General features: G+C 42.4%; 11 protein-coding genes. 9 read left to right on the top strand and 2 right to left on the bottom strand.

What is annotated here, in order from left to right; genetic code table 11:
• Nucleotides 1-14: 14 nt before the first annotated feature.
• On the bottom strand, nt 15-1,892 hold the full coding sequence (gene uvrC, locus CV014_RS24530) for an excinuclease ABC subunit UvrC (protein ID WP_236144415.1): 1,878 nt from the start codon (nt 1,890-1,892) through the stop codon (nt 15-17).
• 132 nt (nt 1,893-2,024) lie between these two features.
• Between uvrC and CV014_RS24535 the strand changes: the two genes are divergently transcribed.
• The 3 genes from CV014_RS24535 to CV014_RS24545 all read left to right on the top strand — a co-directional run bounded on the left by CV014_RS24535 (nt 2,025) and on the right by CV014_RS24545 (nt 3,683).
• Nucleotides 2,025-2,264, top strand: a complete 240-nt coding sequence (locus tag CV014_RS24535; RefSeq protein WP_103137030.1) for a DUF433 domain-containing protein — start codon at nt 2,025-2,027, stop codon at nt 2,262-2,264.
• Nucleotides 2,261-2,623, top strand: a complete 363-nt coding sequence (locus CV014_RS24540; RefSeq protein WP_103137029.1) for a DUF5615 family PIN-like protein — start codon at nt 2,261-2,263, stop codon at nt 2,621-2,623. Before CV014_RS24535 ends, CV014_RS24540 begins: the two co-directional genes overlap by 4 nt.
• 64 nt (nt 2,624-2,687) lie before the next feature.
• Entirely contained in the window at nt 2,688-3,683 is a 996-nt protein-coding gene (locus CV014_RS24545; protein ID WP_236144416.1) for a heme-dependent oxidative N-demethylase family protein, read from the top strand.
• 194 nt (nt 3,684-3,877) lie between these two features.
• Here CV014_RS24545 and glsA read toward each other — a convergent pair whose 3' ends face one another.
• Complete coding sequence (glsA, locus tag CV014_RS24550) at nt 3,878-4,843, bottom strand: glutaminase A (RefSeq protein WP_236144417.1); 966 nt, start codon at nt 4,841-4,843, stop codon at nt 3,878-3,880.
• 829 nt (nt 4,844-5,672) lie between these two features.
• On the opposite strand from glsA, the gene CV014_RS24555 reads away from it, so the two are divergent.
• The 6 genes from CV014_RS24555 to CV014_RS24580 form a co-directional block, all read left to right on the top strand.
• On the top strand, nt 5,673-6,728 hold the full coding sequence (locus CV014_RS24555) for a septal ring lytic transglycosylase RlpA family protein (protein ID WP_236144418.1): 1,056 nt from the start codon (nt 5,673-5,675) through the stop codon (nt 6,726-6,728).
• A gap of 161 nt (nt 6,729-6,889) precedes the next feature.
• The gene (locus CV014_RS24560) at nt 6,890-8,491 is read left to right on the top strand and encodes a bifunctional pantoate--beta-alanine ligase/(d)CMP kinase (RefSeq protein ID WP_236144419.1); all 1,602 of its coding nucleotides are present in this window, start codon (nt 6,890-6,892) and stop codon (nt 8,489-8,491) included.
• Between the two features lie 686 nt (nt 8,492-9,177).
• Nucleotides 9,178-9,780 carry a superoxide dismutase gene (locus CV014_RS24565; protein WP_236144420.1) on the top strand — a complete coding sequence of 201 codons (603 nt, stop codon included), beginning with the start codon at nt 9,178-9,180 and terminating at the stop codon, nt 9,778-9,780.
• Nucleotides 9,781-9,985: 205 nt separating this feature from the next.
• Nucleotides 9,986-10,192 carry a hypothetical protein gene (locus CV014_RS24570; protein WP_103137022.1) on the top strand — a complete coding sequence of 69 codons (207 nt, stop codon included), beginning with the start codon at nt 9,986-9,988 and terminating at the stop codon, nt 10,190-10,192.
• A gap of 120 nt (nt 10,193-10,312) precedes the next feature.
• On the top strand, nt 10,313-11,335 hold the full coding sequence (gene purM / locus CV014_RS24575) for a phosphoribosylformylglycinamidine cyclo-ligase (RefSeq protein ID WP_236144421.1): 1,023 nt from the start codon (nt 10,313-10,315) through the stop codon (nt 11,333-11,335).
• 338 nt (nt 11,336-11,673) lie between these two features.
• The coding region (locus tag CV014_RS24580; RefSeq protein ID WP_442946941.1) for a PHP domain-containing protein at nt 11,674-11,950 on the top strand (277 nt) is incomplete at its 3' end.

Here is an 11,950-nt window from a genome sequence, read left to right on the forward strand (position 1 = left end):
GCCAGTTTAGTTTTTCAAGCAGGATGAAAATAGTTGTAAATTTCTTGAGCTAATTTTGTCCCAATCCCTGGAACTTCCGCGATTTGTGCGGGTGAGGCTTGGCGAATATAATCAATAGAGCGAAAATGAGCTAACAGCAACTTTTGACGATGGTGTCCTAGACCTGGAATTTCGTCTAAACGCGATCGCTTTAATTTATCACTTCGTTGTTGACGATGGAAACTCACCGCAAATCTATGGGCTTCGTCTCGCAGTCGTCTGAGTAATTGCACTCCTGGCTGTTCGCTGTCAGTCGTTAAAGGTGTGGACTCTCCAGGTAAAAAAATCTCTTCTCGCTTCTTCGCTAAACTCACGACTCGCAAGTCTTCTAATAAATTCATCTCCTGCAAAACTGCAACCACAGCCGATAATTGACCTTTCCCTCCGTCTATCATCACCACATCAGGCCAGTCTGGATTATCCACCCGTGGTAATTTGGGATCTTCGGCGTATTTGCGAAAGCGTCTTTGAATGACTTCCGCTAAACTGGCGAAATCATCGGAATGTCCGATGGTGACTGTGGGATTTTTAATTTTGTAGTGACGATAATATTGTTTAGCGGGTATGCCATCAATAAATACTACTTGGGAAGCGACGGCGTTAGAACCTTGAATGTGGGATATGTCGTAACCTTCGATACGGTGGGGTAAGTCCGGTAAGTCGAGAATTCCGGCTAAATCTTGCATCGCTTCGTGATTGCGATCGCCCAATTTTTGCATTCTTTGTAATTCATATTGGGCGTTACGTTCCACCATCTCTATTAATTCTGCCTTAGTTTGACGCTGGGGAGCTAATATCGTCACTTTTCTTCCCTTGCGTTGCGTCAAAGCTGCCGCCAAAATTTCCCCATCTGGTAACTCATGCTGGACTAAAATTTCTGCGGGAATTTCCACCGAGTCAGCCGTTTGATAATGTTCCTCTAAAACCCGTTGCAAAATCGCGCCAGCTTCCGCTTGTGATTCCGCCACAAACGCCAAACGTCCCACCAATTGACCTGCACGAATTTGAAATAATTGAATGCAAGCGTGTTGATTATCAGCTGCTAAAGCTATGGCATCCCGTGAAACTGTATCATCAGGTAAGGAAACTTTCTGCTGTGCATTCAAAGACTTTAACCCAGCAATTTGATCACGAATGCGCGCCGCCGATTCAAAATTAAGTGCTGTGGCGGCTGTTTCCATTTGTTCCGTCAAAATCTCAATCAGTTCTTGCGTCCGTCCCTGAAATACCATCGCCACTTTCTGCACAGTTTTGCGGTATTCCTCCGGTGAAATCAGCTGTTGACACACCCCAGGACAGCGACCCATATCATAATTTAAGCAGGGACGGTCTTTAAATAGTGGTTGTGGTCGTTGTCTTAAGGCGAATATCCGCTTAGATAAATGCAAAATACTGCGTAATAAGCCGGAATCAGTATAAGGCCCGTAATATTTATCTTTTTCTTTGCCTAGCTGGCGTTTGCGAGTAATGAAGATGCGGGGATAGTCTTCCGACCAAGTAATACAGACGTAGGGATATTTTTTATCATCTTTGAGCAGCACATTAAAGTATGGTTGATGCTGCTTAATTAAATTCGCTTCCAAGGCCAAGGCTTCGGCTTCAGTATCAGTGACGATAAATTCAATATCCGTCACCTGCTTGACCATTGTGGCGATGCGTTCAGTTTTATTGTAGCCGTCGCGAAAATAGGAACGAACACGCGATCGCAATTTTCGTGACTTACCTATATATATGATGCGATCGCTTCCGTCGCGCATGAAATACACTCCCGGTTCTGGTGGAATTTCCGCCAGCCGAGCTTCTAAACGTTCTGTGTCTTTTACCAGTGGTAGGATTGGAGCAGATGTTGTCACAACTTTCAGGTAACTTCACAAATTTACCTAATCCCATTCTAAGAAATTTCACTGATTTTTGCGTCCCTCAGTCAAAAGGCAGTAGCTCAACCCCTACACCCCTAAACCTGAACACGACAGGAGAATTACATAATGTTAGGTTTCGACCGCATTACATTTGACCCCCGCATTATGGCTGGACAAGCTTGTATTCGAGGAATGCGAGTTCCAGTTTCGTTAATTTTGAATTTGGTCGCTAATGGCAAAACTGTCACTGAAATTATCGAGGATTATCCCTATTTAGAACCGGAAGATGTTCAACAATCCTTAATGTATGCTGCTTGGTTGGCACGCGAACAAGTTTATCCCATAGTGGGTGAGAAAGTGGGATGAAATTTCTGGCAGATATGGGGATCTCACCACGTACCGTCAATTGGTTAAAAACTGCGGGTTATGATGCAGTACATCTGGTTGAAGAAGGTCTGGAAACACTCCCCGATGATGAAATTTTGGTAAAAGCTCGTTTGGAGGAACGAGTGTTATTAACAGTAGACTTGGATTTTGGTTATTTGTTAGCAGTGAGTGGCGCAACATTACCAAGCGTAATTCTGTTTCGATTAGGGAACGAAAGTTATGAAATCATTAATGAACGATTGGCAGAAGCATTAAATCGGTTTGAGCAAGATTTAGCCACCGGGGCAATTATTTCCGTCAGCGATCGCGATTTCCGTGTGAGACAATTGCCGATATAACTCAAATACTCTTACCTAAACATCAATATAAATGGCACTTCTTTACAATAGCTAGCTTGTAAAAATGCAGAAAGTCGCAGCTTTGAATAGTCCCGCCTGCTACTTCCCCCTGATGAACGGACGCTACGAAGTCAAGCCAGGGATGATGGCGTTTGGTTCATGTTTCGGTAATGGTCAAGCTGATAAGCAAGTATTTCAAATCGATGAAAACTTTGCTGATTACCGTCAGGCAAAACTTTTAGCCCGTGCAGAACGATTGAGTCAATACTATCAGACTTATAATTATTCTCAGACTGTAGCAGGTGCAATCGCTCGTTTGATAGTTGAGCGTCTTACACAAGAGCATCCACAATACTTTGACTACCAAAAATCGACGGCTAACACCTTCATATTTTATAGCCGACTGACCAACGAAAAACTTTATCTAGATGCAGACTGGGAATTACAGCAAGTCGAGGGTAGTACAGTTTCTCCTGTTTATACTTCTACCCTCGATGCTTTAGCAGCACAGATACAGGAAGATATTACAGTCATTTGCTGTGATGATGATGGATGTAATTGGCTAAGTGCCATTCATTTGTGTTATCCCAACCATTGGTCAGCTGAGGAAAAAATCGGTAAGGACTTTGCTGTAATACATACACCCGTGGCGGGTATAGAGAAAATTAATCGCCGGGCAGATGCGATCGTTAATACGATGATTTATCGTCAACCAATGGTGCGCTTTGCTTGGGGTTTGAGTACAGATACGCGCCTGAATCACCACCCTGAACCACCACCTGGTTTATTAGTTAGCCAGTGGGAAGGTAGAAGTTTTGACCCCCAAAACCCCAAACTTTACTTGCGAATTGAGCGACAAGTCATTTGGGGTCTACCAGAATATAAAACAGCATTATTTACGATTCGTACTTATTTCAGAGATTGTACTGCCCTCAAGCAAGATGCAATATTACGGGTTAAGCTGTGTGCTGCAATTAAGTCTATGTCGCCAGAGTCATTGATTTATAAAGGTTTAGCAGACAGCAAAGCCAATATTTTACGTTGGTTAAACACTGTCTGAATTACCAAGCCCCGTTGGGGCGGGTATAAGGGTGTAGGGGTGTAGGGGTGTAGGGGGAAGAAAGAGCAGCCAACGACCCAAGAGTTAAAAGCCTTGCCAATTGGGGCAAAACCGTGCTGGGCTTTTTTCCAATAATCCTCGTCCAACACTTTCAACCCCTATACCCTCATACCCTCATACCCTTACACCCCTAATTAAACCGAACAATCAAATAAATGTAAGCCTAGACGCTGGGATAGTTCTTCACAGACTTTGACCCCCCTCACACTATTTCCCCGATGATCTAAGGGTGGAGAAAACACAGCAATTCCCATCTTATGGGGAACAACTGCCAAAATACCACCACAAACGCCACTTTTAGCCGGAATTCCTACTTTATACGCCCACTCTCCCGCAAAGTTGTACATCCCACAGGTGTGCATCACACTGAGGATATCTTTTATATAGCGTTTATCCACAGCTTGTTCCCCTGTGATGGGGTTTGTCCCGCGATTTGCTAAAGTCGCCGCCATCACCGCTAAGTCCCGACAGTTCACCATGACGGCGCATTGTTGAAAATATAAGTCTAAGGCTTCTTCTATATTTTGGTTGATCATGCCAAAGTTGAGCATGAGGTGAGCCATTGCGCGGTTGCGGTGTCCGGTGCTGCGTTCGGAGGTAAATACGGAAATATCGACAAATACGTCATGACCAATGTAGCGGCGAAACATATCTAGTAAGCGGTTGAGGCGTTCGGTTGCTCCTGCACCTTTAATTAAACTGGTGGTGGCGATCGCTCCGGCGTTTACCATTGGGTTATACGGTCGCTTAGACTGCTCATCCAAAATAATGGCGTTAAAAGCATCCCCTGTGGGTTCTACTCCCACCCTTGTCAACACATAATCTCGTCCATGATCTTCTAAAGCTAGTCCGTAAGCAAATACTTTAGAAATCGATTGAATAGTAAATAGTTGTTGCGAATCGCCTACTTCGTATACGTGACCATCTACTGTAACAATACAAATACTAAATAAATCCGGGTTGACTTTTGCGAGTTCAGGAATATAGTTAGCAACGATTCCTTCCGGCAATGACTTGTATTTATCATGCAGTTCATTAATCACATCGCTGAGTGCAGAGGTGATAATTTCTAAATCTCCTTGATTGGTTTTGCTAATCATGAGGCTAATAGCTTGACTTTCTCAATCTTTTGCTGAACAATTGCGTCCTAATTTACAGATTAAATGTAAATTTTAATACGAGGTAAAAATACTCTACATAATTTTGATGCTGATTAAGCAATTTTTTGACATTAACTGCATTTTGAGTAAATCAAACTTCTGCTACAAGTGGTAGCAATTTTTGTTACTCATGATTACTGGAGCTTGATGTTACTGTAACTACATTTTTAACCTACATACAAAGTATTATTACATATTTTGGATCATGAAAAATATATAAATTTAAATATAAATTTAGTTCCAAAGATAGAATTTAAAGAGCTGTAATCGTTAATTTTAAACCCTTACGCAATAATGTTAAAAAAGTATAAAGTAAATTTATTTCAGTAGTTTTCTTGAGGTCAATTTGTAGTATATAAAATTATTATAAATTAAATAGGTTTCAATTATGTGTGTAAAATACGACTAAAGCTATAAACATTTATACGTAAAACACAAAGCCAAGACAAGACAACGCAAAACCCAAAAAATGTAAAGTTTTGTAAATAAAAAACTAGTATTCCGAAAAAAAGGATACATGGTCAAAATCCGCATTTGAACAAGGTTTTGACCTTGTTGGCGGAACTTAAATTTTCAAAAGGTGGTCATTCCTACGCTAAAACCCTGATCCCCAACCCTGAAAGTTCGTGTTAGTCTGTTGCAGTTATAAAACAGAAAGTAAAAGCGGAACGGATTCGCATCTTAGGAGAGTTTGCTAATAAGTAACTTACGAAACAAGCTCCCACAAACTAAGAAACTGCTGTTCTACAGTCGCTTTAAAATCGGACGCATGAATCAAAGACATTTGTGGACTATTGCCGCCCTATCTCTAACCATTTTGGGGACACCCTCAATTGGTCGGACTCAAACCACCGAACTCGACTCACTAGTTGCATCCAAAGCAACAGCCGGTGACGTGGTTAAGGTGGGGGAATTAAAATCTTCAGATGACGTTGTGAATACGAGAATTCATACTCATAACGTTGAAGGACGGAGGGCGGCAACTCTGTATATCCGAAACATTCCAGTTATTACCTTTTTGAGTTCTAAATCGGCCGTTGACACCCAAAAGAAACTAGGTGCAGTTGGTGATGCTAGTGACTCAGTTCAGGTAGCAAGTGCAGGAAATTTAGCGGATGCCAAGATCCTAGTCGGCTCGCTACCAAATGACCCAGTGCAGAGAGCCAGTCTAATGGCAGCGAGGATCAACCAAATGATCCGGGATAATGTGCAAGCTGATCAAATCAGTGTCAGTTGGAAGGGACAAAACGGAGCAAATCAAAACCAGAACAAAGGTGTCTCCAACCAACAACCGCCAGGCGATCGCTACACTATCAAAATCAAAAACCAAGAATTGGTGGAAATTAATCAAAACACCCGCCTGGCAGATACCACCAATGACTTAGCCAAAGATGCGTTGCAAGCCACAAATCGCCTACGAAGACTTATCGGCAACGCCTCTCCTCTTCAAGAAATTGCTAACTTACCATCCCGTTCAGGTGCATCAAGGTCTGTAGCCAATTTGCCCCAACAAATTGCTAGCAACATCAGACTCACCTTCCAAGGGATAGCTTCCTTTTACGGTCAAGGTTTCCACGGCAGACCCACTGCCACCGGCGAAAGATTCAATTCCGAAGCCATGACCGCAGCCCACCGTAGCTTACCCTTCGGCACCAGAGTGCGCGTCACCAATACCCGCAACGGTCGTTCTGTGATAGTGCGAATCAACGACAGAGGCCCATACATTCGGGGTAGGGTGATTGATTTATCCACAGGTGCAGCTAGAGTTCTCGGTATGATTGGTAGCGGCATTGCACCAGTTAGAATCGAAGTTCTAGGTCGGTAATATTGGTTATTGGGGACTGGGGATTGGGGACTGGGTAGATTTTACCCCAATGCCCAATGCTCCATGCCCCATCCCTAATTCCCCTAGTTATTCTGTTTCTTCCTTCTGTTTGAGAGATAAACTAACGGAGGAGATGCTAAAGAAGAACTAGGGGTATTTTTGTGCGCCTGTTGACGACAGTTGCAGCTTTACGTTGCTTTCTCAATAAACATCGCTGGGCAAATCAGCAGATAGAATCAGATGATCTCGCCCTAGAGGGAATGATTAACTGGCATCCCACAGCCATTGGTCTAGTACCAACTATGGGCAATTTGCATGAAGGCCATTTCAGCTTGATTACACGGGCGCGACAAGAAAATTCTACGGTAATTGTCAGTATTTTTGTTAATCCTCTGCAATTTGGCCCGAATGAAGATTTTGCCCGCTATCCTCGGACTCTAGAGCAAGACTGCAAATTATGTGAGCAAGCTGGAGTTGATGCAGTTTTTGCACCAGATCCGGAAGAAATGGGAATTAATCAGAATAATATACAAGAATCTCCAGTAACACAAGTAATACCTCCATCTGCTATGATATCTGGCTTGTGTGGTCTTTCTCGACCAGGTCACTTTCAGGGTGTGGCAACGATTGTGACTAAGCTTTTGAACTTAGTACAACCTGACCGAGCCTATTTCGGACAAAAGGATGGTCAGCAGCTAGCTATTATTAAAAAGTTGGTGACTGATTTGAATTTGCCAATGGAGATTGTTGCTTGTCCGATAGTGCGGGAAGCTTCTGGTTTAGCCTTGAGTTCTCGTAACCAGTATTTGACTGCTCAGGAAAAACAGCAAGCTGCTATGTTGTATCGTGGTTTGCAACAAGCTCAAGTAGCGTTTCAAAAAGGTATACGCGATCGCCATCAGCTCATAACCGCAGTACAACAAGAATTAGCCAAGGTCAGTACAGTAGCAGTGGAATATATTGAATTAGTTGAACCAAATACATTAATGTCTTTAAATCAAATTACGGAGGAAGGAATGCTAGCGATCGCCGCTCGTCTTGGTTCTACACGATTGATTGATAATATTATTTTGCGCGATCGCCAACCTATCATCGCTATTGATGGGCCGGCTGGGGCGGGAAAATCCACAGTCGCCCGTCAAGTAGCAGCAAATTTGGGTCTAGTTTATCTAGATACAGGTGCTATGTATCGGGCTATGACTTGGCTAGTTTTAGAACAAGGTATTGCCATTGATGATGAGTGTGCGATCGCCGAGTTAGCAAATCAATGTCACATTGAACTGACTCCTAGCTCAGATTTACAATCTCCGGTGCGGGTTTGGATCGATGGCAATGATGTTACTCAAGCCATTCGTTCTGTTGCTGTTACCTCTCAAGTATCCGCGATCGCTGCCCAAAGTGCTGTCCGGGAAGCCTTGGTAAAACAGCAGCAAATTTGGGGGAGAAAAGGCGGGTTAGTGGCTGAAGGTAGAGACATTGGTACTCATGTCTTCCCTGATGCTGAAATCAAAATCTTCTTAACCGCCTCCGTTAGCGAACGCGCCCGTCGTCGGCTACAGGATTTCCAAAAACAAGGTCAACCGACGGTCAGTCTAGAACAACTAGAAAAAGACATTGCTGAACGCGATTGGAAAGACAGCACCCGCAAAGTTTCCCCCTTGCAAAAAGCCCCAGACGCGATCGAACTGTCAACAGATGGACTGAGTATCTCAGATGTGACAAAACAGATTGTTAACTACTATCAGCAATGTTTTTCCCAGTAAAAATTGTTGGCTTTTGAGATTACAGGAAAAATTTCCACCTTTTTCCTCTTCCCCCATATCAGAAATTTCAAGGAGTAAGGCATTTAAAACTTACTCCCTGTTTTCATATCTATGGACAGAGGCGTGGTTGGCGTTTGAGTTTCTCAAGCATTCAGCACACCTCTATCTGTCCTGTTCCGTTTCTCTGTTCCCCACGAAAAACCCAAACTAGCAATTTGAGGAATAAAAGCAAATGGTTGTGGACATTTACATAAATTGAAGAGTCAACCCTAATTAACTTTTAAAAAAGTTTCGTATATAACATTTTAAAGCTTCTGCCGATAAAATCATCTGACTAAAGGATGATTTTTATACTTCAGATTTGAGCAAAATTTGACTAGAGTATTAGTAGCACTTCACAATTCCATTTCATCGCTCTCCTGTTATCCCTCCTGCCTTAACAGTTCCCTCTCTAAGTCGGTATGCTGATAGAATCAAACAGAATTGCCGTATGAATAACTATTCTTCCTAATTCGGCTGATTTAAAAAATATTGGGTACGAATATTCACTTTGGTAGTAGAATGACGATGTTAAGTTTTATATCCTAAGTATTAGGGATATAAAAACGGTAGACACAAGACCTGTAATTTCCTAAGCTGCCGCAATAGGTTTCAACTGGAAAACAGTAAAGAGAGGACTTCACAAAATGGCATTCACTCAACCCCCCTTACCTTTCGACTCTAATGCTTTAGAGCCATATGGCATGAAAGCTGAAACCTTCGAGTATCACTATGGTAAGCATCACAAAGCTTATGTAGATAACCTCAACAAGCTGACCGAAGGTACAGAGTTAGCTGATAAATCCCTAGAAGAAGTCATCCAAATTTCCTTTAAAGACCCCTCCAAAGCAGGGATTTTCAACAACGCCGCGCAAGTTTGGAATCACACCTTCTTCTGGAATTCCTTAAAACCCGCAGGTGGTGGCGCACCTACCGGCGACTTAGCTGCTAAAATTGATAGAGATTTTGGTAGCTTCGACAAATTCAAAGAAGAATTTTCTAATGCGGCTGCAACTCAATTTGGTAGTGGCTGGGCTTGGTTGGTTGACGATGGTGGTACACTCAAAGTAATAAAAACACCAAATGCTGAGAACCCTCTAGCTCATGGTAAAAAAGCACTGCTCACCATAGATGTTTGGGAACACGCCTACTACATTGATTTTAGAAATGCTCGTCCAGCATTTATCAAAAACTTCTTAGATCAATTGGTAAACTGGGACTTTGTTGCAGAAAACTTAGCTAAAGCTTAATTTGCAGTAATTTTTGCAGTTTTACTCAAAATTTCCATAAAGCAACAGTCACGACTTAAATCGTGGCTGTTTTATTCTCTAATTAGTAATGTATAGCGATATAGTTAAGGATTCACCTTGAGCGATCGCCAAAAACCAGACGCAGCATCGTCCTAAATCCTTAAAATTACCTTGATATTAACGAAATAGCGGAAAATTCTAGAAAATGAACAGTCAAGAACTCGCAAGATACATGGAAGCCACCGATAGCATAGCCAAACCCTGGTTATTAGTGCAGTTGCGGCTCAAAAAACTCCAAGAACGCAAAGACTTGATTTCAGAGGACGAATACGCCAACGAATTAGCAGACATCCACCAAGACCTGATGAATTTAGGTGAATGGTGGCGTGGTATTGAGGAAGAAGTATTTTAGGGATTGGGGACGGATCAATTCAAAATTCAAAATTCAAAATTCAAAATTCAAAATTAAAGATTCTGTTCCCTGTTCCCTAATGACTGTTGACTATTGACTATTGACTATTGACTATTGACTATGGATTATCGGGACGCAGGTGTTGATGTAGAAGCTGGTAGAGCTTTTGTTGATCAAATTCGCAATTTAGTTCACAGCACTTTTAGACCAGAAGTAATTGGTGGTTTGGGCGGTTTTGGGGGTTGTTTTGAAATCCCTGGTGGTTACAAACAACCTGTACTAGTTTCTGGTACCGATGGTGTGGGAACAAAGCTCAAAATTGCTCAAGTTCTCAACCGTCATGACACCGTTGGGATTGATTTAGTGGCTATGTGTGTCAATGATGTGTTGACATCAGGAGCAGAACCCTTATTCTTTCTTGATTATGTTGCCACAGGTAAGTTAGATAAAGAGCAACTGACGCAGGTAGTAGCTGGAATTGCATCAGGGTGTCAACTGGCTGGTTGTGCTTTATTGGGAGGAGAAACGGCCGAAATGCCTGGTTTCTACTCGGTGGGAGAATATGACTTGGCGGGTTTTTGTGTGGGAATCGTAGAAAAAAGCCAAATGCTTAACGGTTCTCAAGTGCAAGTGGGAGATGTGGCGATCGCATTGGCTAGTTCCGGTGTCCATAGCAATGGTTTAAGCTTAGTCAGAAAGATTGTCCAAGATGGTGGTTTTAGCTGGGACGATACACCAGAATTGTTAGGTGGTGCAACTATCGGTGCCACATTTATAGAACCTACACGCATCTATGTAAAACCTGTTTTAGCGGCACGACAAGCAGGTATAGACATTCACGGGATGGCACATATTACAGGGGGGGGTTTACCAGAAAATTTACCCAGGTGTTTGGCTCAAGGTCAATCTATGCAAATTAACCCCAAAAGTTGGACAATTCCCCCGATTTTCCAATGGTTGGCTCAGGCTGGCTCTGTAAGTGCGGAAGCGATGTATAACACTTTCAACATGGGAGTTGGTTTTGTACTACTCATCCCACCCCAACAAGTAGAACAGACAATTGAATTTTTTGCCACCAAGGATATTTCAGCTTTTGCGATTGGTGAAGTCATAGCTGGTGAAGGAACGTTAGTAGGGTTGTGATGAAAGTTAATTTTGATACCAATAATTAACTAAAATACTCAATGTTAGGGCAGGACGCTCCTACTGTGATACTTACACAGTAAGAATTACGTCAGTTATCGTTTCAGTAAGTAAAAACGGAGAAACAAACATTTGTTACTACTACTTATGATGGCAATTGAATATACTCATGACCGTTAGCATTTAGATTTGCTAACGTAGTCTTAACATATTGAAAAAATCTGACTGATAAAACGGAGAAAATAGCTTTCGGCACTAGTGACAAGTGCTGCAAGGTACTCATTTCTGGATTTGGCGTGTTGGTGTGAAGGAATCACGTATTTTTATTCAGAGGGGTTATGGTTGTAAATTTTGCCCGGACATCTGTGAATTGTGAACTCTTAGAAGAAGTGTTTCAGAATATAGATGCCCAAAGTTGTCCAAGGTTATTTAATTTTCATATGCACACCGTCCACTCAGACGGGAAATTGCAGCCAAATGTGTTGATGGAACAAGCGATCGCAATTGGTTTAAAAGGTTTAGCGATTACCGATCATCACACTATCGGTGGCTATGAAGCAGCCCAAAGTTGGCTAGAAGACTGGAAGTGGATAATCCTGGCGCATTTACTCCCTA

This window comes from Nostoc sp. CMAA1605 (assembly GCF_021596505.1).
Classification (GTDB): domain Bacteria; phylum Cyanobacteriota; class Cyanobacteriia; order Cyanobacteriales; family Nostocaceae; genus Trichormus.

What these genes read in the sequence shown, in the direction of transcription:
- CV014_RS24540 (WP_103137029.1), top strand. Translation starts at nt 2,261, where the DNA reads ATGAAATTTCTGGCAGATATGGGGATCTCACCACGTACCGTCAATTGG.
- CV014_RS24565 (WP_236144420.1), top strand. Translation starts at nt 9,178, where the DNA reads ATGGCATTCACTCAACCCCCCTTACCTTTCGACTCTAATGCTTTAGAG.
- CV014_RS24535 (WP_103137030.1), top strand. Translation starts at nt 2,025, where the DNA reads ATGTTAGGTTTCGACCGCATTACATTTGACCCCCGCATTATGGCTGGA.
- CV014_RS24545 (WP_236144416.1), top strand. Translation starts at nt 2,688, where the DNA reads ATGCAGAAAGTCGCAGCTTTGAATAGTCCCGCCTGCTACTTCCCCCTG.
- purM (WP_236144421.1), top strand. Translation starts at nt 10,313, where the DNA reads ATGGATTATCGGGACGCAGGTGTTGATGTAGAAGCTGGTAGAGCTTTT.
- CV014_RS24570 (WP_103137022.1), top strand. Translation starts at nt 9,986, where the DNA reads ATGAACAGTCAAGAACTCGCAAGATACATGGAAGCCACCGATAGCATA.
- glsA (WP_236144417.1), bottom strand. Translation starts at nt 4,843, where the DNA reads ATGATTAGCAAAACCAATCAAGGAGATTTAGAAATTATCACCTCTGCA.
- CV014_RS24555 (WP_236144418.1), top strand. Translation starts at nt 5,673, where the DNA reads ATGAATCAAAGACATTTGTGGACTATTGCCGCCCTATCTCTAACCATT.